22 protein-coding genes are annotated in these 23154 nt (G+C 62.4%); 13 read left to right on the top strand and 9 right to left on the bottom strand.

Translation table 11 applies throughout. The features are described from left to right. From J2Z75_RS11535 to J2Z75_RS11500, 8 genes are all read left to right on the top strand, one after another. Positions 1–242 (top strand): hypothetical protein (locus tag J2Z75_RS11535; protein WP_209852144.1); only part of this gene is annotated, 242 nt, incomplete at its 5' end. After that, entirely contained in the window at positions 226–1170 is a 945-nt protein-coding gene (gene lhpI, locus J2Z75_RS11530) for a bifunctional Delta(1)-pyrroline-2-carboxylate/Delta(1)-piperideine-2-carboxylate reductase (protein WP_209852141.1), read from the top strand. The genes J2Z75_RS11535 and lhpI, both read left to right, overlap by 17 nt. A 141-nt stretch (positions 1171–1311) precedes the next feature. Next, positions 1312–2517: an ABC transporter substrate-binding protein gene (locus tag J2Z75_RS11525; protein WP_407692759.1), complete on the top strand. Its 1206-nt coding sequence runs from the start codon at positions 1312–1314 to the stop codon at positions 2515–2517. 61 nt (positions 2518–2578) lie between these two features. Then, positions 2579–4222, top strand: coding sequence for an ABC transporter permease (locus J2Z75_RS11520; RefSeq protein WP_209852263.1), 1644 nt, complete (start codon positions 2579–2581; stop codon positions 4220–4222). Then, a complete protein-coding gene (locus J2Z75_RS11515; RefSeq protein ID WP_209852136.1) occupies positions 4223–4888 on the top strand; it encodes an ATP-binding cassette domain-containing protein in 666 nt (221 codons plus the stop codon). After that, positions 4885–7353 carry an ATP-dependent helicase HrpB gene (hrpB, locus tag J2Z75_RS11510; protein WP_209852133.1) on the top strand — a complete coding sequence of 823 codons (2469 nt, stop codon included), beginning with the start codon at positions 4885–4887 and terminating at the stop codon, positions 7351–7353. The genes J2Z75_RS11515 and hrpB overlap by 4 nt, the downstream gene beginning before the upstream one ends. Positions 7354–7384: 31 nt before the next feature. Then, positions 7385–8689, top strand: a complete 1305-nt coding sequence (locus J2Z75_RS11505) for an ActS/PrrB/RegB family redox-sensitive histidine kinase (RefSeq protein WP_209852130.1) — start codon at positions 7385–7387, stop codon at positions 8687–8689. A 78-nt stretch (positions 8690–8767) separates the two neighbouring features. Next, the gene (locus J2Z75_RS11500) at positions 8768–9352 is read left to right on the top strand and encodes an ActR/PrrA/RegA family redox response regulator transcription factor (RefSeq protein ID WP_209852127.1); all 585 of its coding nucleotides are present in this window, start codon (positions 8768–8770) and stop codon (positions 9350–9352) included. A 9-nt stretch (positions 9353–9361) separates the two neighbouring features. Here the strand turns inward: J2Z75_RS11500 and J2Z75_RS11495 are convergent, their stop codons facing one another. Beyond that, positions 9362–9895 (bottom strand): MmcB family DNA repair protein, encoded by a 534-nt coding sequence (locus J2Z75_RS11495; protein ID WP_209852124.1) that lies wholly within the window; start codon positions 9893–9895, stop codon positions 9362–9364. 179 nt (positions 9896–10074) lie between these two features. On the opposite strand from J2Z75_RS11495, the gene J2Z75_RS11490 reads away from it, so the two are divergent. Continuing rightward, complete coding sequence (locus J2Z75_RS11490; protein ID WP_209852120.1) at positions 10075–10737, top strand: L,D-transpeptidase; 663 nt, start codon at positions 10075–10077, stop codon at positions 10735–10737. Between the two features lie 84 nt (positions 10738–10821). On the opposite strand, the gene J2Z75_RS11485 is transcribed toward J2Z75_RS11490, so the two are convergent. From J2Z75_RS11485 to J2Z75_RS11475, 3 genes are all read right to left on the bottom strand, one after another. Further along, positions 10822–11073, bottom strand: coding sequence for an Atu4866 domain-containing protein (locus J2Z75_RS11485; RefSeq protein WP_234937284.1), 252 nt, complete (start codon positions 11071–11073; stop codon positions 10822–10824). Between the two features lie 146 nt (positions 11074–11219). After that, entirely contained in the window at positions 11220–13388 is a 2169-nt protein-coding gene (locus J2Z75_RS11480) for a malate synthase G (protein ID WP_209852114.1), read from the bottom strand. A gap of 109 nt (positions 13389–13497) precedes the next feature. Then, the gene (locus J2Z75_RS11475) at positions 13498–15498 is read right to left on the bottom strand and encodes a hydantoinase/oxoprolinase N-terminal domain-containing protein (RefSeq protein ID WP_209852111.1); all 2001 of its coding nucleotides are present in this window, start codon (positions 15496–15498) and stop codon (positions 13498–13500) included. A gap of 142 nt (positions 15499–15640) precedes the next feature. Here J2Z75_RS11475 and J2Z75_RS11470 point away from each other — a divergent pair, with 142 nt between their 5' ends. Then, on the top strand, positions 15641–16258 hold the full coding sequence (locus J2Z75_RS11470) for a hypothetical protein (protein ID WP_209852107.1): 618 nt from the start codon (positions 15641–15643) through the stop codon (positions 16256–16258). Here the strand turns inward: J2Z75_RS11470 and J2Z75_RS11465 are convergent. The 5 genes from J2Z75_RS11465 to hslV form a co-directional block, all read right to left on the bottom strand. Further along, a complete protein-coding gene (locus J2Z75_RS11465; RefSeq protein WP_209852104.1) occupies positions 16221–17615 on the bottom strand; it encodes a cytochrome P450 in 1395 nt (464 codons plus the stop codon). The genes J2Z75_RS11470 and J2Z75_RS11465 overlap by 38 nt on opposite strands. A gap of 82 nt (positions 17616–17697) precedes the next feature. Next, complete coding sequence (locus J2Z75_RS11460; protein WP_209852261.1) at positions 17698–18630, bottom strand: DUF1402 family protein; 933 nt, start codon at positions 18628–18630, stop codon at positions 17698–17700. 193 nt (positions 18631–18823) lie between these two features. Next, positions 18824–20131, bottom strand: coding sequence for an ATP-dependent protease ATPase subunit HslU (gene hslU / locus J2Z75_RS11455; RefSeq protein ID WP_209852100.1), 1308 nt, complete (start codon positions 20129–20131; stop codon positions 18824–18826). Next, positions 20128–20649 (bottom strand): GNAT family N-acetyltransferase, encoded by a 522-nt coding sequence (locus J2Z75_RS11450; protein ID WP_209852097.1) that lies wholly within the window; start codon positions 20647–20649, stop codon positions 20128–20130. Before J2Z75_RS11450 ends, hslU begins: the two co-directional genes overlap by 4 nt. Continuing rightward, positions 20639–21163 (bottom strand): ATP-dependent protease subunit HslV, encoded by a 525-nt coding sequence (gene hslV / locus J2Z75_RS11445; protein WP_209852094.1) that lies wholly within the window; start codon positions 21161–21163, stop codon positions 20639–20641. Before hslV ends, J2Z75_RS11450 begins: the two co-directional genes overlap by 11 nt. A 224-nt stretch (positions 21164–21387) precedes the next feature. Between hslV and hisB the strand changes: the two genes are divergently transcribed. From hisB to hisH, 3 genes are read left to right on the top strand one after another with little or no spacing between them, the layout of a single operon-like run. Beyond that, positions 21388–21996, top strand: a complete 609-nt coding sequence (gene hisB, locus J2Z75_RS11440) for an imidazoleglycerol-phosphate dehydratase HisB (RefSeq protein WP_209852091.1) — start codon at positions 21388–21390, stop codon at positions 21994–21996. Between the two features lie 27 nt (positions 21997–22023). After that, positions 22024–22503 carry a DUF2628 domain-containing protein gene (locus tag J2Z75_RS11435; RefSeq protein ID WP_209852088.1) on the top strand — a complete coding sequence of 160 codons (480 nt, stop codon included), beginning with the start codon at positions 22024–22026 and terminating at the stop codon, positions 22501–22503. Then, positions 22503–23153 (top strand): imidazole glycerol phosphate synthase subunit HisH, encoded by a 651-nt coding sequence (gene hisH, locus J2Z75_RS11430; RefSeq protein ID WP_209852085.1) that lies wholly within the window; start codon positions 22503–22505, stop codon positions 23151–23153. The genes J2Z75_RS11435 and hisH overlap by 1 nt, the downstream gene beginning before the upstream one ends. Position 23154 lies beyond the last annotated feature (1 nt).

The following is a 23154-nucleotide window of genomic DNA, read 5'->3' as shown; positions in this document are numbered from 1 at the left end:
AACTATTTCCACAAACAACCAAAAACACCCCGAATCCGACCAACATTCAAACAACCCAACCGACAATTCCTTGTCCAAATGGTCAAAATCGGGAATCCTTCGCCAAAAGGCAATTGCGCATGAATTTGCGGTTATGCGCTGGCCGCATCACGTCACAACGTCCCGTCCTTTTGCCGCCCGCAAAACTCCTGTTAATGTCCCCGGACTTTTATCACGGAGATCGACATGCTGGTACTCAATGAAGCGGAAACGCGCGTGGCACTGCCCTGGGCCGACCTGATCGCGGCGCTCAGAACAATGTTCCGCGATGGTTGCGAGATGCCGGTGCGCCATCACCATGATGTCGCCGTTCCCGGCGAGGATGCCGCGACCCTGCTCCTGATGCCTGCCTGGCAGCGGGGTAGCTATATCGGTGTCAAGATGGTCTCGGTCTTTCCGGGCAATTCCAGCCGCGGCCTGCCGGCCATCCACGGCAGCTACCTGCTCTCTTCCGGCAAGACCGGCCAGCTGCTGGCCATCATCGACGGGGCGGAGCTCACCGCACGCCGCACGGCGGCAGCCTCGGCGCTCGCTGCCGATTATCTTGCGGCAAAAGACGCGCGCCGCATGCTGATGGTCGGCGCCGGCCGTCTGTCGCAGAACCTGATCGAGGCGCATGCCTCGGTCCGGCCGATTTCGCAGGTGACGATCTGGGCCCGCGATCCCCGCAAGGCCGAGGCAACCGCGGCACAAATCGATCTTCCGGGCGTCACCGTTTCCGTTGCGACCGATATCGAAGCCGCAGCTCGCGAGGCGGACATCATTTCCTGTGCGACGCTGTCGTCCGAACCGCTGATCCGCGGCGACTGGCTGAAGGAGGGTTCCCATCTCGATCTGGTCGGCGCTTTCAAGCCAAGCATGCGCGAGTCCGACGACCGGGCGGTCGAGCGTGCGACGGTGTTCGTCGATACCCGCGACGGCGCGCTGACCGAAGGCGGCGATCTGGTTCAGCCGTTGCGCGCCGGTATCATTGCCGCGGGCTCGGTCCGGGCGGACCTTGCGGAACTGACCGGAGGCCGGCACCCGGGGCGCACGCGCCCGGACGAAATCACCCTGTTCAAATCCGTCGGCGCCGCGCTCGAGGATCTGGCCGGCGCCATTCTTGCCTTCGAGCGCTCGCACCGGGGCTGATGACCGTCACCGGATCGTGATGGCGGTTGATCCCGGCGGCGTTGACGGATTGCCGCCTTGGCTTAGGTTGGGGCGGTAATTTCAGAGCGCGAACGGGGGTAATCCGGCATGATCCTGTCGACACGGCGGATGTTTACAAAGATGGCGCTGCTCTTTCCGTTTGCGCTGTCGACGATCGGTCCGGCAGGCGCGACGGATGCGGCGAACTGGGACGACGTGCTCACGGACGCACGCGGCGAGACCGTGTACTTCAATGCCTGGGGCGGATCGGCAAACATCAACGCCTATATCCAATGGGCGGGCGACGAGGTGAAGGCGCGCTACGGCATCACGGTCGTGCAGGTCAAGCTGGACGATACGGCCAAGGCAGTCTCGACGGTGCTTGCCGAAAAATCCGCCGGCCGCGACGCGCACGGCTCCGTCGATCTCATCTGGATCAACGGCGAGAATTTTGCCGCGATGAAGCGCCAGGGCCTGCTGTTTTCCGCGGACTGGGCGACGAAGCTGCCCAACTGGGGCCTCGTCGACATCGAGAACCAGCCGACGGTGACAACGGATTTCACCATTCCGACCGAGGGGCTGGAAAGCCCGTGGGGAGCGGCCAGACTGGTGTTCTTCTATGATGAGGCCCGCACAGCGAAAAAGGACCTGCCGGATTCGTCCAAGGAGCTGCTCTCCTTTGCCAAAGCTCATCCCGGGCGGTTTTCCTATCCGCAGCCGCCGGACTTCACCGGCTCGTCCTTTCTCAAACAGATCCTGACAGAACTGATCGTCGACAGAGAGACGCTGCAGAAACCGGTCGATGACGCGACCTTCGATCAAGGCGCGGCGCCACTGTTTGCCTATCTCGACCAGCTGCATCCGCTGCTCTGGCGCAAGGGCAAGGCTTTCCCGCAAAACTATCCCGAGATGAAGCAGAAACTGGCGGACGGCGAACTCGACATCATCTTTGCCTTCAACCCGGCGGAAGCATCGGCCGGGATCGCAGCCGGCGAACTGCCCGACACCGTCCGGTCCTTCGTGTTTTCGAAGGGAACGCTGGGCAATACGCATTTCGTCGGCATTCCCTACAATGCCAATGCCAAGGCGGGCGCCCTGGTGCTGGCCAATTTCCTGCTGTCGCCGGAAGCACAGGTGCGCAAGCAGGATCCGAAGATCTGGGGCGATCCGACGGTGCTGGCGGTCGGCAAGCTGCCGGAGAAAGACCGGGCCGCGTTCGCGACGCTCGATCTCGGCGTGGCGACGCTGCCGCCGGAGAAGCTCGGCCCCGCACTGGCCGAGCCGCATCCGGACTGGATGACGCGCATCGAAGCGGAATGGATCAAGCGTTATGGGGCGGCAAACTGAGGAGAACCGACCGCAGGACAGGCGCGCAAACGTGACGCGCCGTTTCACCGTGTCCGGTTTCATGCTCGCCCTTCTCAGCCTGCCTGTTCTGGCGGGGCTTGCCGGTACGATCGGGCCGGCTTTCGGCTATTTGCCGGCGCTTGGCGGTGATCACGTCACCTTCGATCATTTTGCTGATCTCGCGGCACAGCCTCACCTCCTGCGTTCGTCGCTGGTCAGCCTGGCAACCGGGCTCGTTACGACGGGCGTTTCCGTCGTCATGGTCATGCTGTTCACGGCCGGATATGCCGGAACGCGGATGTTTTCGCGGATCCAGCATATGGTATCGCCGCTGCTGGCCGTTCCGCATGCCGCCGCCGCCTTCGGGCTCGCCTTCCTTGTCGCGCCCTCGGGTCTCATCATACGACTGCTGTCGCCGGGACTGACCGGCTATACGAGCCCACCCGACTGGCTCGTGCCGCAGGATCCGCTGGGATTGACTGTCATGGCGGGTCTCGTCGTCAAGGAAATGCCGTTTCTCTTCCTCGTGACGCTTTCGGCCCTGCCGCAGGTTCCGGTTGCGCAGACGCGGACGGTGACCGCAAATCTTGGATATGGACGCATCCGCGGCTTCCTCATCGGCAGCTGGCCGCTTCTGTACCGGCAAATCCGCCTGCCGGTCTTCGCCGTGCTGGCCTATGCCGGCTCCGTCGTTGACGTGGCGATGATCCTCGGTCCGGCGCTGCCGGCGCCCCTGCCGGTGCGCATCACCGGGTGGATGGCCGATAGCGACCTGCGGCTGCGGTTCCTGGCCTCGGCGGGCGCAGTGCTTCAGTTCGGACTTACACTGATGGCCGTGGCACTCTGGCTCATCGCCGAGAGGGTCGGTGCTTTCCTTCTGAGACGGATCTCCGGATCTGGCATTCGCCAGCCCAACGACCAATGGATCTGCAGGATTGCCTGTGCCGCCATGGCTGTGTCCGCAGCAATTGTCTTTCTCGGGCTTCTGGTCCTTTTCCTCTGGTCGATCGCCGGTCTCTGGCCGTTTCCGTCTCTGCTGCCGGACAATATGACGCTACAGTCCTGGACCCGGGCCTTGCCGCAGGCGGTGACACCGATCGTCACGACGATCGCCCTTGCAGGCGGGTCGGCAACGATAGGATTGGTGCTTGCCATCGGCCTCTTGTGGCAGGGAAGCCTTCGCGCAGGCGGCGCCCTGCGCGTCGTACTCTATCTTCCGCTCGTCGTGCCGCAGCTCTGCTTCGTGTTCGGTCTTCAAATTCTCTGGCTGACGCTTGGCCTCGACGCCTCGTTCCCGCTGCTGCTCTTCGTGCACCTGATCTTCGTTCTGCCCTATGCCGTTCTGTCCCTGTCACAGCCATGGCAAGCGCTCGACCGGCGCTACGAAACGGTGGCGACGGGGCTTGGCAAATCGCCGCTGCAGGTCCTGCTTCTCGTCCGCCTGCCGATGCTGACGCGCGCGTGCCTGACCGCCTTTGCCGTCGGCTTTGCAGTCTCCGCCGGCCTCTATCTGCCGACGCTTCTGATCGGCGCCGGGCGGATCGTGACGATCACGACTGAAGCGGTGGCACTGTCGTCGGGCGGCGACCGGCGCGCGATCGGCGTCTATGCGCTGCTGCAGACGCTCGTCCCCTTTGCCGGATTTCTCATTGCATCGCTGGTACCGCACTTGCTATTCCGCGACCGGCGCGCGATGAGGATTTGAATGAAACCCGACGGCAAGACAGACGGCCTGCATCTGGAGGCAATTTCCATCCGCCTTCACGGCAGAACGCTGCTGTCGCTGTCAGCGCTCGTCCGGCCCGGCGACATCCTCACGGTCATGGGGCCGTCCGGCTCCGGGAAGTCGGCGCTGCTTGCCTATCTCGGCGGTTTTCTCGATCCCGTCTTTAAGGCCAGCGGCCGCATATCGATCGACGGTCTAGACCTGACCGGCATTGCTGTGGAACACCGCCGCTGCGGCATGCTTTTCCAGGACCCGCTGCTGTTTCCCCACCTCTCCGTCGGCGGCAATCTCCTTTTCGGATTGACGCCATCCATCGCAAGGCGCGACCAGCGGCGGCGCATGGCAGAGCAGGCTCTCATCGACGTGGAGCTGGAGGGTTTCTTCGACAGGGATCCGGCCACGCTGTCCGGCGGACAGAAGGCACGGGTGGCGCTGCAACGTGTGATGCTGTCGGCACCGCGTTTCCTGCTGCTCGACGAGCCCTTCTCCAAACTCGACACTGATTTGCGGCAACAGACCCGCGCCTTGATTTTCTCCCGGGCGAAATCCGCAGGCCTGCCGATTGTTCTCGTCACGCATGATCGTGCGGACTCGGACGCGGCCGGCGGCAATGTCGTTGTGATCGGCGAGGAAAGCAGCCGATGAGCGTGACGGACACACTGCCGGACCTGCCCGTCAGGGCGATTTTGCCGCAGCTTGGTCAGGCTTTGGCACACGCCCCTGCGGTGGTGCTTTCGGCACCACCCGGCGCCGGCAAGACGACGCTGGTGCCGCTCTTTTTGCTGGATCAGCCCTGGCGTGGCGACGGCCGGATCATCCTGCTCGAGCCGCGCCGGCTCGCTGCCCGCGCCGCTGCCGGCCGCATGGCAAGCCTGCTCGGCGAAAGCGTCGGCGACACGGTCGGCTACCGCATGCGGCTCGACAGCCGGATATCGGCAAAAACCCGCATCGAAGTGGTGACCGAAGGTGTGTTTGCGCGCATGCTGCTCGATGATCCGGAATTGCCCGGTGTTTCTGCCGTGCTGTTCGACGAGTTTCACGAGCGGTCGCTGGATGCGGATTTCGGACTGGCTTTGGCGCTCGATGTACAGCAGGCGCTGCGCGAAGACCTGAAGCTGATCGTCATGTCGGCGACGCTGGATGTCGGGCGGGTGGCGCAGCTCCTCGGCGGAGCGCCTGTGATCGAAAGCCAGGGGCGCAGTTTCCCGATCGATATTCGCTATCGCGAAAGGCCATCGGGCGAACGCGTCGAAGATGCCGTGACGCGCGCGATCGCCGAGGCGCATCGCGAGGAAACCGGCTCCATCCTTGCTTTCCTGCCGGGACAGGCGGAAATCATCCGGACAGTCGAGCGGCTGGAAGGCCGATTTGGGCCGGAAACCGCCATCACGCCGCTGTTCGGCAATCTCAGCCAGAAGGAACAGGACGCCGCCATTCGGCCGGCCGCGGCGGGAACACGCAAGATCGTGCTGGCCACCTCGATCGCCGAGACATCCATCACGATTGACGGCGTGCGCATCGTCATCGATAGCGGACTTCAGCGGCTTCCCGCGTTCGAGGCATCGACCGGCATTACCCGGCTGGAGACTGTGCGCGTATCGCGCGCCTCAGCCGATCAGCGGGCGGGCCGTGCCGGGCGCACCGAGCCGGGCATCGCCATTCGTCTCTGGCATCAGGGGCAGACGGCGGCGCTTCCGGCCTTTACGCCGCCGCAGATCCTGTCGAGCGACCTGTCGGGTCTGGTGCTTGATCTTGCCCATTGGGGCGTTACTGATCCCTCAAGCCTCGCCTTTCTCGACCCGCCGCCCGTCGCGACATGGCAGGAGGCGAAAGCGCTGCTTGCCCAGCTTGGCGCGCTCGATGCCAATGGTGCATTGACGGCGCGCGGAAAACAGATCCGCCAGCTGGCACTGCCGCCGCGTCTTGCCGCCATGGCCGTTTCGGCTGCAGGCGACGGGCAGGCCACTGAAGCCTGCCTGCTGGCCGTGGTTCTGACCGAACAGGGGCTGGGCGGCAACAGCATCGATCTGGAAGACCGGCTGCGCCGCTTCAAGTCCGAGCGCGGCGACCGCGCCGACGCCTCCCGCGGGCTGGCCCGGCGGATGGCGAAAGGTTTGAGTGCTGGCATTGCGGCAAGCGATCCGGTTCAACCCGGTATTCTGTTGATGCAGGCCTTCCCCGACCGGATCGCGCTGCAACGGGGTGGGCGCGGGCGGTTCGTCATGGCCAACGGGCGCGGCGCCGAACTGCCGGAGACCGAACGGCTGGCAGGCAGCGCGATGCTGGTCATTGCCGATCTCACCGGCCGCGCCGGCGGGCAGCGCATTCTTGCCGCCGCCGAGATTTCCCGCGCCGATGTCGAGGCCCACATGCCGCAGGCGATCGTCCAGGAAGACCAGACCTTCTTCGACCGGCCGAGCCGGCAGGTCCGGGCACGGCGGGTGACGCGGCTCGGCGCCATCATTTTCGACGAGACGCCTCTCAACAAACCAAAGGGCGAGCCGGCAGCCCGTGCGCTGGCCGACGGCGTTCGCCAGCTTGGGCTTGCGGTTCTTCCATTTTCGAAGGAGGCCGCGCAGTTGCGCGACCGGATCGGGTTTCTCCACCGCACGCTCGGCGATCCCTGGCCGGATATGTCGGATAACAGCCTGCTGGCGCGGCTGGACGACTGGTTCGTGCCGTTCCAGCGCGATACGCGCGGCATTGACGATATCAATTCGGCAAGCCTTTCCGAAGGCCTGCAGTCGCTGGTGCCACATGATGTCGCTCGCGATCTCGCGCGTCTGGCGCCAACCCATTTCGAGGCGCCGACAGGCCAGCGCCACCCGATCCGTTACGACGGCGACGAGCCGGTGCTGTCGATCCGCGTCCAGGAGCTGTTCGGCTTGAAGGCGCATCCGGCAATCGGCGGCGGACGGCTGCCATTGCTGCTGGAGCTGGTTTCGCCGGGCCAAAAGCCGATGCAGACGACACGCGACCTGCCCGGCTTCTGGGCCGGTTCGTGGAAGGATGTCCGCGCGGACATGCGCGGCCGTTATCCGAAACACCCTTGGCCGGAAGACCCGGCGGCCGCGCTGCCGACGACACGGGCTAAACCGCGTGGTACATGACAGCTCAATGGCCTTGACGACAGGAAACAGGATGATAGCGGCCGCACTCGACGGAGAAGAATCCACCACAAGCCGTGTCCTGCGCCTGCAGACGATCGTCCGCCTTCGCTGGCTGGCAGTCGGCGGGCAATCGATCGCGGTGATGATCATTGCCTTCTGGCTGCGGTTTCCGCTGCCGCTGATCGCCTGCTGCTCGCTGATCGCCTTTCTTGCCTGGGTCAATACGTATCTGACGATCCGCTACCCGCCGACGCACCGGCTGCAGCCGCCAGCCGCCTTTGCCCTGCTCGGCATCGATCTTGCCCAGCTGACCGCACTGCTGTTCATTACCGGCGGCCTTGCAAACCCCTTTGCACCGCTCGTCTGCGTACCGGTCATCATCTCTTCCGCCTCGCAGCCCAAATGGCACAGCGTCGCTCTGGCCGTCCTTGCCATCATCGGGATTACTGCGCTCGCCTTCACACCCTTCCCGCTTCCCTGGTATCCGGGTGTGGTACTGCTGGTGCCCCCAGTTCTGACAGCCGGTTTCTGGTTCGCCATCGTCTCGACAACCGCCTTTGCCGCATTCTACACGTATCGCGTTTCGCTTGAGGCGAGCGAGTTGTCGGAGGCACTCACCGCGACCGAACTGGTGTTGCAGCGGGAGAAGCATCTTTCCCAGCTCGACGGCCTGGCAGCTGCAGCTGCTCATGAGCTTGGAACGCCGCTTGCCACCATCAGCGTCGTCGCCAGAGAGATGGAGCGCGAGCTCGGCGACGATCCCCGTTTCGGCGAGGATGTTCACCTGCTGCGTAGCCAGAGCGAGCGGTGCCGCGATATCCTGCGGCGGCTGACAACGCTGTCCTCGGAAAACGAAGCGCATATGCGCCATCTGCCGTTGTCGTCGCTGATCGAGGAGGTCATGGCCCCGCACCGCGAGTTCGGCATCCAGATCAATCTGATCGAACAGGGCAATCGCGCCACCGAACCTGTCGGCAACCGCAATGCCGGCATTCTCTATGGGCTCGGCAATCTGCTGGAAAACGCAGTCGACTATGCCAAGAGCGAGGTGACGGTCACCGTCACTCACACGCCTGAGATTGTTTCGGTCATGATCGAGGACGATGGCGACGGTTATGCACCGGATATTCTCAGCCGGATCGGCGAGCCCTATGTTACCAAGCGCCAGAAGGATGACAGCGCCGGCGGGCTGGGCTTGGGGCTGTTTATCGCCAAGACGCTATTGGAGCGTTCGGGCGCCAAGCTGACATTCGAAAACGGCGGCCCGGAAAAACCCGGCGCCCGCGTCAGCGTCGAATGGCCGCGCATCCTGATGGACACAAAACTGTCAAAATGACTTTACGGCATTTTGAACCGGGAATATGCGAACTTACATAGAGTGCAGGAAAAAGAGACCCGCACCGAGGATTGCGACATGACGGAAAAATCCGCCGAACAGGCAGGCGCGGCTACCGATGATGCCTCGTTGATCGGAACAGACACCTCTCTGCTGATCGTCGATGACGATGCACCGTTCCTGCGCCGCCTTGCCCGCGCCATGGAAACGCGCGGTTTTACCGTCGATATCGCCGAATCGGTCGCCGAGGGCATCGCCAAGGCAAAGACCCGCCCACCGAAACATGCGGTCGTCGATCTCCGGCTCGGCGATGGAAGCGGCCTCGACGTCATCGAAGCGATCCGCGCCCGGCGCGACGACACCCGCATCATCATGCTGACCGGCTACGGCAACATCGCCACGGCCGTCAACGCCGTGAAGCTGGGGGCTGTCGACTACCTCGCCAAGCCCGCCGACGCGGACGACATCTTCGCGGCACTGGTGCAGAGAGCCGGCGAACGTGCCGAGCCGCCGGAAAATCCGATGTCGGCCGATCGCGTCCGCTGGGAGCATATCCAGCGCGTCTACGAGATGTGCGAGCGCAACGTTTCCGAAACCGCCCGCCGGCTCAACATGCACCGCCGCACGCTGCAGCGCATCCTGGCCAAGCGCGCGCCGAAATAAGGCGCTGCGTCAGGTCTCGCTGTCCAGCGAACCCGAAACGATCTCGCGCATGTTCGGACTGGTGTCGCCTGCCCGGTCGGCCGACCATTCCGCCAGCATCAGCCGCTGCGCCGCCACACGCGCGAAATTCAGGGAGACCGATTTCCGTGTCGGCGCAGACAGCCGGTGTTCCGGCGCATCGCGAATCATCTCCGCGTCATAGCCGTCCGAGAGCAACAGCCCGCATTCCTCCGGAAAGATATCGAGCGGCACGCCGCTATGCGTGGCGAAATAGAGCCGGTCCGAATGTATGCGGTAATCCGGCCACTTGCGATCGACCTTGAAATCCTCGATCGACGTCTTGATTTCGACAATCCAGATCTCCCCCTTCGGCGAAATGGATATCAGGTCGGCCCGCCTGCCGCTCGCAAGTGTCAGTTCCGGCAACACGGCGTGGCGCATTTCGTGCAGGAATCGCTGCACGCCGCGGCGTACCATCAGCGCGCGCTGCGACTGCCGTCCGTCGATCAGAGGACTGTCCTTGTGTATAGAAAGAATCGCCATGCATAAATTGTGGCACAGAGGCGGTTTTGTTGCAAAAAAACAATCCACCACGAATTTGAACTGCCGCAAAAAAATGCTGCGCTGCATTCCCTTGCTTTCGGGGTCTGAATCGAAAATAAACCATAATCGCTGATGGTCGAAACGACCCAGATATTCTTAGCTCATTTCAAGAGATTCCCATGCGCTTCCGCAATGCATTCCTGCTGTGCAGCCTCGCGGCCACCCTTGCTTTGGCCAGTTGCTCCACAGCGCCGATTTCCCCCATCGGCGAAAAAGTCGCGACAAACCAGATTTTCTCGGGTGACTACGGTTCGGTCGAGGACCACGGCTACACCCTGCCGGCGATCCCGATCAACAAGGTCAACGAGCGTTTCCATCGCCAGATCGTCGATTATGCCACGGATGAAAAGCCCGGCACGATCATCGTGAACACGCCGAACCGTTTCCTGTATTTCGTGCTGCCCCGCGGCAAGGCCGTTCGCTACGGCATCGGCGTCGGCAAGGCCGGCTTTGCCTGGGAAGGCCGCGCCTACATCGCCTGGAAACAGGAATGGCCGACCTGGCATCCGCCGAAGGAAATGGCCGTTCGCAAGCCGGACGTCGCCCAGTATGTCGAAGACGGCATGGGCCCGGGCCTGCGCAATCCGCTTGGCGCCCGCGCCATGTACCTGTTCAACGATGACAACAAGGATACGCTGTTCCGCATCCATGGATCGCCGGAATGGGCCTCGATCGGCACGGCCGCTTCGTCCGGCTGCATCCGGATGATCAACCAGGACATCATCGATCTCTACGCCCGGGTCCGTCCCGGCAAGAACACCCGCGTTATCGTTCAGCAGTAACGAGACCCGAGCATTCATCGCAGACGTTCTCAAATCCCCGGCAGTGCCGGGGATTTTTGATTCAAGCTCTTGATTCAGCCATCGTCACACTTCGCGGCGAAGCACCATGCCCGCATGGTATAGAATGTCCTCGATGAAATCACCGTCCGCGGTAAAGCCGGTATCATCGACATAGTCGATATGGTTGCCGGTCATGATGTAGCGTCCCTGATAGGCACTCTTTCGTTTGCCTCGTGCTTCATCGTAACGGCCGCCCGGCAATAATTCGTGGCGGATATAGCCATCGGCGGTGACCCACATGCCGATATGAGGATGGTTGTCTGCACTCATCATCATCTCCCGTCCATCAACGATCCGCGCCTTGCGAGGCGCCTTGATGAACAGGAGAATGCCCGCCAAGGAGCAGCAAGCGTTAGATCATTGTGCCGCCATTCTTGCCTGATCCTCCGAAGTTTTCAGCAGGCAGAATTAGACAACGGCATTTATGCCTGCTGACTTGCCTTCAACTCCAGCCGGCGGCGATGCAGGACCGGTTCGGTATAGCCGTTCGGTTGTTCGCGGCCCTTCAGCACCAGTTCAAGCGCCGCCTGGAAGGCAATGGAACCGTCGAAATTGCCCGCCATCGGCGTATAGGCGGAATCACCCGCGTTCTGGCCGTCGACGACCGCTGCCATGCGCTGCATCGTCTCGACGATCTGCGCCTGCGTCACGACACCATGATGCAGCCAGTTGGCCATATGCTGGGCCGAAATCCGCAGTGTTGCGCGGTCTTCCATCAGGCCGACATTGTTGATGTCGGGCACCTTTGAGCAACCGACGCCCTGGTCTATCCAGCGAACGACGTAACCCAGAATCCCTTGTGCATTGTTGTCCAGCTCACGCTGGATTTCCTCCGGCGTCCAGTTCGGCCGCGACGCGACGGGAACCGACAGGATATCGCTGAGCTTTGCCCTTGCCCGGCTTTTCAAGCCAAGCTGAACTTCGGTAACATCGACCTTGTGATAGTGCGTCGCGTGCAGCGTCGCCGCCGTCGGCGAAGGCACCCAGGCGGTGTTGGCGCCGGCCTTCGGATGGGCGATCTTCTGCTCCAGCATCGCCGCCATCAGGTCCGGCATCGCCCACATGCCCTTGCCGATCTGGGCATGGCCGGACAGGCCGCAATGAAGGCCGATATCGACGTTCCAGTTCTCATAGGCCGCGATCCAGGCAGCCTGCTTCATATCGCCCTTGCGGATCATCGGGCCTGCTTCCATCGAGGTGTGCATCTCGTCGCCGGTGCGATCGAGGAAGCCGGTGTTGATGAAGACGACACGTTCCTTCGCCGCGCGGATGCATTCCTTGAGATTGACCGTGGTGCGGCGCTCCTCGTCCATGATGCCCATCTTCATCGTGTTCGGCGCCATGCCCAGCGCCTCTTCGACGCGACCGAAGATTTCCGAGGCGAAGGCGACTTCTTCCGGACCGTGCATCTTCGGCTTGACGACATAGATCGAGCCTTCGCGCGAGTTCATCCGCCGGCCGTTCGAACCGATGTCGTAAAGCGCGATCAGGCCGGTGATCATGGCGTCCATGATCCCTTCCGGAACCTCGTTGCCATCCCGATCGAGAATGCCCGGATTGGTCATCAGGTGGCCGACGTTGCGAATCAGCATCAGGGCGCGGCCCTTCAGCGAGATTTCCGAGCCATCCGGCGCGGTGAAGCCAAAATCCGGATTGAGCCTGCGTGTAAACGTCTTGCCGCCCTTGGTGACCTCCTCTTGAAGATCGCCTTTCATCAGGCCAAGCCAGTTGCGATAGACGACGATCTTGTCTTCGGCGTCGACGGCTGCGACCGAATCCTCGCAGTCCATGATCGCGGTGATCGCGGATTCGAGGATGACGTCCGAGATATGCGCCGGGTCGTCCTTGCCGGTTGCCGTCGAGGCATCGATGACGATCTCGATATGCAGGTTGTTCTTCTTCAAAAGCAGATGCGACGGGGATGCCTTGTCGCCACGATAGCCGGCGAATTGGCCGGGATCGGCGAGTTTCGCAGCACCTGCCGCCGTCGAAATCGCCAGCGCAGCGCCCTCGATTGCAAACCCAGTGACATCGCTCCAGCTTCCGGCGGCGAGCGGCGCACTCGCATCCAGAAAGCCGCGCGCCCAGGCGATAACCTTCCGGCCGCGGACCGGGTTGTACCCCCTGCCCTTTTCCGCGCCGCCATCTTCGCTGATCGCATCGGTCCCATAGAGCGCATCATAGAGCGAGCCCCAGCGGGCATTGGCGGCGTTCAGCGCATAGCGCGCGTTCATGACGGGAACGACGAGCTGCGGGCCGGCGATCGTGGCGATCTCGGGATCGACATTGCTGGTGGAAACGGAGAAATCCGGGCCTTCTGTCAGGAGATAACCGATCTCCCTCAGAAAGCCCTCGTAGGCAGCCATATCGACCGGGGCACCGTTATGCCGATACCAGGCATCGAGCTTCTCCTGGAGAGCATCGCGCTTGGCGAGAAGCGCACGGTTTTTCGGCGACAGGTCGTGGACGATTTCAGAAAAAGCCGCGAAGAAATGGTCGGCCTCGATTCCGGTGCCGGGCAATGCCTCGCTGACGAGGAATGCATGCAGGTCCGCATCGATTTTCAGTCCATTCTTTTCAATCCGGCCCATAACCAACTCCATGAATTAACGCTTTAATATGAGAGGCCGCAGTCTCTCACGGTTTCATTCCCTGTCAATCTAGCGAAAATGCGAAGAATTATTTCCAAAAACGAACAAATCAACCGTGGGCCACGCGCGGACGGCCGCTGGCAATGGCCGTGAACCGGGCTTCGACCAGCTTGCGGCTGCCCTCGATTTCCGGTGCATCGATATCCTCGCGGATCATTACCGCCGGCTCATCGGCGCCATTGGCCCGCGCCGAAGCCAGGGCCGCCGTTTCCGCCCGCTCGCGCGCGGATGCGAAAGCCTGGCCTTCGTCGAGGAAGCGGCTGCTCGGCCCGGCGCCATTGACGATGAAGATACCCTCTTCCGGCGTCGTTACGAAGACGGTCACCGAGGCGCGTACCTGGCCGACAACCGCACCCACGGCGTTGGCGACCCCGGCCTCGGACGGAATGGACGATTGCGCGCCCAGCATCTCGGCGATAGCCGGATAATAAACCGGAGCGGAGGCACCGAGGCCAACCAGCGGACGATCGAGAGACAGCGAAAAGGCGACGATCCCCGGCTCGCGCTTCAAGGCCCGATCGACGGCCAGCGAGACGGCCGGGTCGATCGCAGCGCCGTCCTCCGCCAAACAGGACGAGAGAATGACTTCGGCGGACTGGCGTGTCAGGCGGGCGACGATCATTTCCGACAACACTTCAGCGGAAGCCGCGATCGGCTTTCCCGACCCATCCTTCACCCGGGCTGCCAACTCCGCGCCCAGCCGCGCCGCCAGTGCGTTCCACTGATCCTGTCTTCCCAGCACATGCATGGCATCCGACGGCGTCAGACCGCAGATGTGGACGAGACCGCGCGCCACCAGCCTGTCCAGCGTCGCCTTCTGCAACGTGCTGGTCAAAAGGCTCTCCAGCGCCACCGGCACCGCGCCGATCCGCTCGTAGAGGGCCTGCTCCTGTGGTTGAAGGCCACTTGCCAGATGGTCCGGCAACCCGGTGCGCACGGCGAAACGACCGTCATGCCGTCCGACATGCGCGGTGCGCAATTGCCGTTCGAGTACGGAAATCACCGCATCCTCATGCTGGAAGGCGGCGAGGCTGAGCGGCAGGAACCGGCGCGGACCGAGATCGATCTTCGCCTGCAGGCCGCGATCGTTGATGCGGACCTCCGAATCGCCGCCGAGGCCGAAAGTGCGCATGGCGACGGCCTCGACCATGGTGCGGAACCCGCCGACGACGGCGCCTTCGCCATCCAGACGTGGACGCCCCTGATCGAGTACAGCCACATCCGTCGTGGTGCCGCCGATATCCGAGACGACGGCATTGTCGAGGCCGGTCAGGTGCCGCGCGCCAACGAGGCTTGCTGCCGGGCCGGAAAGTATCGTCTCGATCGGCCGCAGACGAGCTTCGGCCGCGGAAATCAGCGCGCCGTCGCCACGCACGACCATCATGGGCACATCGATGCCGCGCTGCTGCAGGAAGCCCTCGCAGGCACCGATCAGGCGGTCGATCATCGACACGAGGCGGGCGTTGAGAAGGGTCGTCAGCGCCCGGCGCGGGCCGCCCAGCTTGGAAGACAGCTCGTGACTGCAGGTGACCGGCAGATGCGAGACCTCGCGGATGCGGTCGCGCACCCGCTGCTCATGAGCCGGATTCCGCACGGCGAAATAGCCCGCCACGGCGAAGGACGAGACTTGTGTCGACAGTTGCGGCAGGGCTTCATCGAGCGCCGTCATGTCGAGCAGCGTCTCGCCGCCATGGACGTTGTGTCCACCCGGCAGGAAAATCACCGGGTCGGAGCCGAGGGCCTCCTGCAGCCCGTCGCGCTTCAGGTCTTCCGGCGAAAAACCGATCATGACGAGGCCGGCGCGGCCACCCTGGCCTTCGACCAGCGCATTGGTCGCAAGCGTCGTCGACAGCGACACGAGGCCGATGGCGGATGCGGGAGTCTTTGCCTGTTCCAGCACCGCATCGACGGCACCGGCGATCCCGACGGAAAGATCGTGACGCGTGGTGAGCGCTTTCGCCTTGGCGACGACGCCTTTCGTTTCGCTGAAAAGAACCGCATCGGTATAGGTGCCGCCGGTGTCGATACCGAGGAGGAGATGGTCAGTCACAGCAAAGTCCATTCAGGCAGCACCGGAAACCCGGCTTCAAAGGATATGAACGAGGTGATATGACATCTTTCAGGGAAAGGCCATCGCTTCGCCGACATGCGTATTCGGGCGCAGCGACAGCGCCGGCAAAGAGGACCACCGCATGACCGGATTTTCACGCATGCTCTTCCTAGCGCTCGCGATTGCGGGATGCCACGCCCTTTCCGTCCCGGCTTTTGCGCAGGAGGCGGAGGACGAGGAGGAATACAAGCCGGTGCTGCCCGATGTGGCGATCTACAAGGCGATGCTCGATGCCAACAAGGTGACCGGCTGGATCCAGTTCCGCAATTACGACGACAAGCAGCTGATCTATTTCACCACCTTGCAGACGATGCATTGCCGTCTCTCGGAAATCCGTTACTCGGTCAATTCCGACGCGCTCGACAAGCGCTTCCCGCTCGGCAAATGCAATCCGCAGATCCCGTTCAACCTGCCTGAAGACAATACCAACGAGTATATCTACATCTCGCTGCCGGCTGGAGAGGCGAAAACGCTTGCCATCCAGGCCGTGTGGGACGATGGCGCAGGCAGCGAGATCGTCGTCTACAAGCCCTGCGAGGGCGTCGGCGACTCGACCTGCGCCGCCATCAAGACGATCAAGAAGCCGAAGAAGCAGTTGCAGGAGCCGGTGCCTTCCGATTCGCCGATCCGTGCCGTTCAATCGCAAACGCCCGGCAAGACATTTACCGAGCCGACACCCTCATCGGCAGCCCGCCCCTAGGCTGCGTGGTCAACCGCTGCACCGGCCAGGGTTTTGTCTCCGGCGTCATGTCGAAGCGGAACCGCTTCATCAGAACACCAAGCGCGATCACCGCCTCCTGCAGCGCGAACGTGGCGCCGATGCAGATGCGCGGACCTGCGCCGAACGGGAGGTACTGGAAGCGGTGCAGCTTGTCGCGATTTTCCGGCAGGAAACGCTCCGGCATGAAGGCGCGGGGTTTTTCCCAGTAGAGTGCATGGCGATGCAGCGTCCAGGGCATGACCAGAACCGAGATGCCCTTGGGAATGTCCACACGCTCGCCCTCCGGCGACATCCATGAATCGGCCTTGATCGCCGCCCGGTTGATCGAGGGCGCCGGCGGATAGAGTCGCATGGCCTCCTCGAAGGAGGCGCGCACATGCGGCATCAGGTCAAGCCAGTCCACAGGTTCGGCGCCGCTGGACAGCACCCTGTCGATCTCCGCCTCCATGTTCTCGCGGATGTGCGGAGAATTGGCGACGCAATAGAGCGTCCAGGCCAGCGCCCGTGCCGTCGTCTCGTGGCCGGCGCCAATGAAGGTCAGGATATTGTCGGCGATTTCGTCGGTCGACAGGCCTTCCGGCCGCTCAAGCTGCAAGAGCAGCGTCAGGAAGTCCTGCGGTGCTGCTTCCGGGTCCGAGCGTATCAGCGCCCGCCGCTCGTCCATGGTCTTTGCGACGATCGCCTGGAACTCCGCCATCAGCCTGGTTCCGCCGATGCGGGTGAGCCGCGGCACCCAGGACGGCGCCAGCATCAGGTCCATCGGATCGACGCGGCCCATCCGGTGCAGCAGCCGTTCGACGCTATTGGTAAACCCCTCGGTCTCCGCGGCGATCTGTCCGGAAAACAACGTTTCCGACAGGATTTCGTAGGTCAGCTCGGTCATATCGTTGGCGATGTTGACCACCGAACCGGCAGCGGCGGCCTCGTCGTACCGAAGCGCATATTCCTCGGTCTTGGCGAGCATCTGCTTGGCAAAGCCCCGCGCATGGCGCGGTGTGAACACCGGCGCCATGGCCTTGCGCGACCGCTTCCAGACCTCGCCCTCCGCCGTCAACAACCCGTCGCGCAGGATCGGCCTGAGAATGAGGCGCCGCACCCTGGACATCTCGTAGTTCGCGGCATTCTCGACAAGGATGTAGCGGATGAGGTTCGGGTCGTTGACGATCAACGTGCGCTGATTGATGAACTTGGTGTCGATCCAGGGCAGCGTATAGGAAGGCTCGCCCCAGAGCTCGAGCGGATTGCGCATCACCGTGCGGATGACCTGGAAACGCGACGGCGGCACCGTGCGCGGGATGGGCGCGGGCGGCTCGAAGGGTTCTGGTCTCATGTCCATGAAGATAGCTTTCCCAGCGCCGCCGCCGACTGGCGGCTCCAACCACCCACCTTCGCATGAAGGTGTGGCTATTTCAGGAAAGCTAGAGCAGCGCCTTCAATTCCGCCAGCTTGTCGTTGACCAGCCAGCCGTAATAATTTTCCTCGGGCCATTGGACGTTGCCATCCTTGTTCTTCGCAGCAAGCGCCGCTGCGCGCTGGTCCGGATTGCCGACATTGTAAAGCGTCGCGGTAATACCTGGATTGTCGGAAATATCCATGCCGGCGATCGACTTGTAGGCATCGATCGAATGGCGGATCGAGGCCGCCATATAGGCGAGCGACTGGTCCGGATCCATGATCGCCGTATAGACGCCCGACGCGTCGTTTTCATCCAGTCGGTCATAGCCAGAGACGCGCGAGACCATGTCGGTCAGCATCAAAGCTGTCAGCGGATTGATTTGGCCGAGGCCGAAGGTCTGGCCCGCATAAAACGGCTGGAAGAAGACAGCACTGAAACGGTTGTTCGGATAGGACGTACCACCCACCGTGTTGCCACGGAACTGGCTGTCCCACACGCTTTCGCGGCAGCTCCAGAGTGCGTAGGAGCTTTTCTTACCCGCACATTTTGAGAACTCCGGACGCGCAACGAAGTCGGCGACACTCTCCCCCTCATAGGCGAAACGGAAGCTGTCGCCGGCATAGGCGGCAGCCTTGACGTAGTAGGATTGCAGCCGGTCATAGGCGTCGACATTGTAGGTATGCTCGCCGACGATGGCACCGATCATATGGATCGGGTCGATACCATAGGCCCGCGCCGTCGACTTGATCTTGCTCATCAGCTTGCCGTCGGTGGCCAGAAGATTGCGCACCTTCTCATATTTCGCGTCGAAGGACGTCTTGCCGGCCTTGGTCCGGCGCACGGACGCTCCGGGGACATTCGGCTGGTCCTGAAAGCGGTTTCCTTCAGGCACGACGCGAACGCCGTCCGCAAGGGCAGGACCGGAGACGAGCAGCGTTACCGCCAGGAGAAGCATGGAGACGATGGGACGCACGATCTGTTTTCCTGTGAACCTGTGGGCTAAACGCGCCGGGACGCATGCGGCAAAATCGTGTCGGAATCATGCCCGGCACGGACAAAGGCTTATCGCGTGCAGGCTTGAGAAACAACCAAGGGCACCTGTCGCGTGACAGATGCCCTCTCCGACCTCTTAACGCCGGCACCCGTTTTTACAGAATATAACGCGACAGATCCGTATTGGCGGCGAGATCGCCGACATGCTTTTTCACGTATTCCGCATCGATCTTCAGCGATTCGCCGGATTTATCCGGGGCCGCATAGGAGATTTCGTCGAGAACCCGCTCCATCACCGTCTGCAAGCGCCGCGCGCCGATATTCTCGACGCTCGAATTGAGCATGACGGCGACATCGGCAAGCGCATCGAGCGCGTCCTCGGTGAAATCAAGGCTGACGCCTTCCGTTTCGAGCAACGCCTTGTACTGGCGGATCAGGCTGACTTCGGTTTCCGTCAGGATGCGGCGGAAATCCTCCTTGGTCAGCGCCTTCAGCTCGACGCGGATCGGCAGGCGGCCCTGAAGCTCCGGCAGCAGATCGGACGGCTTCGAGACGTGGAAGGCACCCGAGGCGATGAACAGGATATGGTCGGTCTTCACCGGACCATATTTGGTTGCGACCGTCGTACCTTCGACCAGTGGAAGCAGGTCGCGCTGCACGCCTTCACGGGAAACACCTGCACCCATGCCGCCGTCGCGGGCGGCGATCTTGTCGATCTCGTCGAGGAAGACGATACCGTCATTCTCGGCCGAGCGCACGGCCTCGCGCTGGATCTCCTCGTTGTCGAGCAGCTTGTCGGATTCGTCGTTGATCAGGATGCCATAGGAATCCTTGACGGTCGAACGCACCTTCTTGGTGCGCGGCCCCATGGCCTTGCCGAACATTTCCGACAGGTTGAGGACGCCAATGTTGGCGCCTGGCATGCCGGGGATTTCGAAACCGCCACCGGGCGTTCCCGCATCGGCGATCTCGATGTCTATTTCCTTGTCGTCCAGCTCGTTGGCGCGCAGCTTCTTGCGGAAACTGTCGCGGGTGGCCGGCGATGACGTGGAGCCGACCAGCGCATCGAGTACGCGCTCTTCGGCATTCAGATGGGCCTTCGCCTTGACGTCGGCGCGCTTCTTTTCTCGCACCAGACCGATGCCGACCTCGACGAGATCGCGGATGATCTGCTCGACATCGCGGCCGACATAGCCGACTTCGGTGAATTTCGTCGCTTCGACCTTGATGAAGGGCGCTCCGGCGAGCTTGGCCAGGCGGCGGGAAATCTCCGTCTTGCCGACGCCGGTCGGGCCGATCATCAGGATGTTCTTCGGCATGACTTCGTCGCGCAGCTCATCATTGAGCTGCTGGCGGCGCCAGCGATTGCGCAAGGCGATGGCAACGGCGCGCTTGGCATCGTGCTGGCCGATGATGAACCGGTCGAGCTCCGAGACGATTTCGCGGGGGGAAAATGTGGTCATGGCAAATCCGTTTCTTCAGCTTTGTCCAGCACCATGAAATGGGCCGGACCATAAATGGAATGGCGTGTATCGAGGAAGCGGAACCCCGCTTTCTCATAGGCGCGAATGGCTTGCGTATTGGCCGGATCGGGATCGATGACGACGCGCGCGGTACCGGCCGCAAAAAGTTCAGCACAGAACTGGCGGATGATCGCACTGCCGTGTCCTCTGCCGGTCAAGTCCGGATTGCCGATCGAGATATCGATCCCCAGCGTGCCCGGCGGCTGATCCTGATAGGGATGATCGTCTTCCAGATGCGGATCATAACATTGCAGATAGGCAATCGGCGTGCCGTCCAGCTCGACCATCAACGGGCGTGTTTCGACGCTTGTCATGGCCTCCTCGATGCCCGCCAGCTCTTCTGTCGACTCACCCCACCATTTTGCGACATGCGGCTCTGCCAGCCAGCGGCCAAGCAGCGGGAAATCCTCCCGGCGCACATCGCGAAAGTGATAGCGGGGCGGTTGGTCAGGCGACATCGAGCTTTTCGATCACGATATTGCCATTGGTGTAGACGCAAATGTCGCCGGCGATCTCCATCGCCCGGCGGGCGATCTCTTCGGCCGTCTTGTCCGAATCCATCAGCGCACGGGCGGCTGCAAAGGCAAAATTGCCGCCGGAGCCGATGGCGATCGTGCCGTGTTCCGGCTCAAGCACGTCGCCATTGCCGGTGATCGCCAGCGTGATCGACTTGTCGGCGACCAGCATCATCGCTTCGAGATTGCGCAGATATTTGTTGGTGCGCCAGTCCTTGGCAAGTTCGACGGCGGCGCGCATCAGCTGGTCCGGATACTGCTCGAGCTTGGATTCGAGCCGCTCCAGCAGCGTGAAGGCGTCGGCTGTCGCGCCGGCAAATCCGGCGATCACCTCGCCCTTACCAAGCCGGCGGACCTTGCGGGCATTGCCCTTCATCACGGTCTGGCCGAGGCTTACCTGGCCGTCGCCCGCCATCACCACCTGCCCGCCCTTCCGGACGGTAATAATCGTTGTCATGAAAATCCATCCTGCCCGGATACCGGGCCGTTTCGAAGGGCCGGACGTCGGCCCTGTTGAAGCCTATGTAAGAGCGGTTTTGCCGATTGCAAATACTCCGCATCCCGCTCCCCTGTCGGAGGAAAGTCCGGGCTATTTCGCGCTTTCGAGAATCATGGCGGCAGTTCTGGATATTTCGCCCCCCGCCTGATATGGAGCGGCTCTGTACCATTCTGGAGAACCTGATGGCCGACCAGCAGTCAAGCCGCAGCGGCAGCGTTTCGCGCAAGACCAACGAAACCTCGGTGACCGTGTCCGTCAATATCGACGGCACCGGCACGTCGCGGATTTCAACCGGCGTCGGCTTTTTCGACCATATGCTGGAGCAGCTTTCCCGCCATTCGCTGATCGACATGGACATCGTCGCCGAAGGCGACCGGCATGTCGACGACCACCACACCGTCGAAGACACCGGCATCGCCATCGGTCAGGCCATCTCCCAGGCGCTCGGCGACCGGCGCGGCATTGCGCGCTACGCCTCGCTCGACCTTGCCATGGACGAGACGATGACCCGCGCCGCCGTCGACGTCTCCGGCCGCCCGTTTCTCGTGTGGAACGTCGCCTTCTCGGCGCCGAAGATCGGCACGTTCGACACCGAACTGGTGCGCGAATTCTTCCAGGCGCTCGCCCAGCATGGCGGCATCACACTGCATGTGCAGAACATCTACGGCGCCAACAACCATCATATCTCCGAAACCTGCTTCAAGGCCGTTGCCCGCGTGCTTCGCACGGCAACAGAGATCGATCCGCGCCAGGCAGGCCGCGTCCCCTCGACCAAGGGAACGCTGGTCTGACCCGGCCCATATTGAAAGTTGGCTGATATGGCCTCCTATCTGGTTCTCACTCCGCCCGGCACCGGCCGGAACGATGACAATGCCCGGTTCATCGCCGACAAGTTTTCCTGGCTCGCTTTTGTCTTTCCGGCGATCTGGCTGCTGGTGAAGCGGCAATGGATTGCCGGCATCGCGGTCGCAATCGTCCAGGGGCTCGTGGCGTATTTGACGCGGGAACCCAGCGCCATGCTGGCGGGGGTTCTGATCGAGCTGGCTTTACGCATGCTGGTTGCGCTTGAAGGTCCTGCCTTCGTCTCCCGTCGCCTGGAAGGCAGCGGCTGGACATTGCGGTCAATCATCACTGCGGATGATCTGGCAACGGCGGAAATGATCTACGATCATCAGTCGGAAACTGACGCCGCCCAACCACCCGAAACCGTCTCGCAACCGCCCGTATTGCCTATTTCGGCAAAGTCCACCGATGGCCGCGCGGCTTTCGGCCTGTTTGAGAATTATGGAGAACGCTGATGCGCGTTGCGATCATCGACTATGGATCCGGCAATCTGCGCTCGGCAACGAAAGCCTTCGAGCGGGCCGCGCGTGAAGCCGGCATCAATGCTGAAATCGAGCTCACTGACAAGGCCGATCGAGTCGCCAGCGCCGACCGGATCGTGCTGCCCGGCGTCGGCGCCTATGCCGACTGCCGCCGCGGTCTCGATGCCGTCGATGGCATGCAACAGGCGCTGAGCGAAGCAGTCGAAAAATCGGCCCGGCCCTTCCTCGGCATCTGCGTCGGCATGCAGCTGATGTCGTCGCGCGGTCTGGAAAAGACCACCACGCAAGGGTTCGGCTGGATCAAGGGCGATGTCATCGAGATGGTGCCTTCCGATCCGGCGCTGAAAATCCCGCAGATCGGCTGGAACACGCTGCAACTGAAACAACCGCATCCGTTGTTCGATGGCATCAAGACCGGCGAGGATGGCCTGCACGCCTATTTCGTCCATTCCTACCATCTCGCCGTCGAAAACCCGGAAGACCTGATCGCCACCACCACCTATGGCGGCGCGGTGACGGCGTTTGTTGCCCGGGCAAACAAGGCCGGCGCGCAGTTCCATCCGGAAAAAAGCCAGACGCTCGGCCTCGCCCTCATTTCGAATTTCCTGCGCTGGAAGCCCTGAC

This window comes from Rhizobium herbae, from assembly GCF_017873135.1.
Taxonomy (GTDB): Bacteria; Pseudomonadota; Alphaproteobacteria; order Rhizobiales; family Rhizobiaceae; genus Pararhizobium; species Pararhizobium herbae.
Note: the sequence above shows the minus strand (reverse complement) of the source record. Positions and strands in the feature narration are given on the sequence as shown.

What these genes read in the sequence shown, in the direction of transcription:
- J2Z75_RS11490 (WP_209852120.1), top strand. Translation starts at nt 10,075, where the DNA reads ATGCGCTTCCGCAATGCATTCCTGCTGTGCAGCCTCGCGGCCACCCTT.
- J2Z75_RS11515 (WP_209852136.1), top strand. Translation starts at nt 4,223, where the DNA reads ATGAAACCCGACGGCAAGACAGACGGCCTGCATCTGGAGGCAATTTCC.
- J2Z75_RS11495 (WP_209852124.1), bottom strand. Translation starts at nt 9,895, where the DNA reads ATGGCGATTCTTTCTATACACAAGGACAGTCCTCTGATCGACGGACGG.
- J2Z75_RS11465 (WP_209852104.1), bottom strand. Translation starts at nt 17,615, where the DNA reads ATGGACATGAGACCAGAACCCTTCGAGCCGCCCGCGCCCATCCCGCGC.
- J2Z75_RS11525 (WP_407692759.1), top strand. Translation starts at nt 1,312, where the DNA reads ATGGCGCTGCTCTTTCCGTTTGCGCTGTCGACGATCGGTCCGGCAGGC.
- hisB (WP_209852091.1), top strand. Translation starts at nt 21,388, where the DNA reads ATGGCCGACCAGCAGTCAAGCCGCAGCGGCAGCGTTTCGCGCAAGACC.
- J2Z75_RS11460 (WP_209852261.1), bottom strand. Translation starts at nt 18,630, where the DNA reads ATGCTTCTCCTGGCGGTAACGCTGCTCGTCTCCGGTCCTGCCCTTGCG.
- J2Z75_RS11520 (WP_209852263.1), top strand. Translation starts at nt 2,579, where the DNA reads ATGCTCGCCCTTCTCAGCCTGCCTGTTCTGGCGGGGCTTGCCGGTACG.
- hisH (WP_209852085.1), top strand. Translation starts at nt 22,503, where the DNA reads ATGCGCGTTGCGATCATCGACTATGGATCCGGCAATCTGCGCTCGGCA.
- J2Z75_RS11480 (WP_209852114.1), bottom strand. Translation starts at nt 13,388, where the DNA reads ATGGGCCGGATTGAAAAGAATGGACTGAAAATCGATGCGGACCTGCAT.
- lhpI (WP_209852141.1), top strand. Translation starts at nt 226, where the DNA reads ATGCTGGTACTCAATGAAGCGGAAACGCGCGTGGCACTGCCCTGGGCC.
- J2Z75_RS11470 (WP_209852107.1), top strand. Translation starts at nt 15,641, where the DNA reads ATGACCGGATTTTCACGCATGCTCTTCCTAGCGCTCGCGATTGCGGGA.
- J2Z75_RS11505 (WP_209852130.1), top strand. Translation starts at nt 7,385, where the DNA reads ATGATAGCGGCCGCACTCGACGGAGAAGAATCCACCACAAGCCGTGTC.
- J2Z75_RS11450 (WP_209852097.1), bottom strand. Translation starts at nt 20,649, where the DNA reads ATGTCGCCTGACCAACCGCCCCGCTATCACTTTCGCGATGTGCGCCGG.
- J2Z75_RS11500 (WP_209852127.1), top strand. Translation starts at nt 8,768, where the DNA reads ATGACGGAAAAATCCGCCGAACAGGCAGGCGCGGCTACCGATGATGCC.
- J2Z75_RS11485 (WP_234937284.1), bottom strand. Translation starts at nt 11,073, where the DNA reads ATGATGATGAGTGCAGACAACCATCCTCATATCGGCATGTGGGTCACC.
- J2Z75_RS11435 (WP_209852088.1), top strand. Translation starts at nt 22,024, where the DNA reads ATGGCCTCCTATCTGGTTCTCACTCCGCCCGGCACCGGCCGGAACGAT.
- hrpB (WP_209852133.1), top strand. Translation starts at nt 4,885, where the DNA reads ATGAGCGTGACGGACACACTGCCGGACCTGCCCGTCAGGGCGATTTTG.
- hslV (WP_209852094.1), bottom strand. Translation starts at nt 21,163, where the DNA reads ATGACAACGATTATTACCGTCCGGAAGGGCGGGCAGGTGGTGATGGCG.
- hslU (WP_209852100.1), bottom strand. Translation starts at nt 20,131, where the DNA reads ATGACCACATTTTCCCCCCGCGAAATCGTCTCGGAGCTCGACCGGTTC.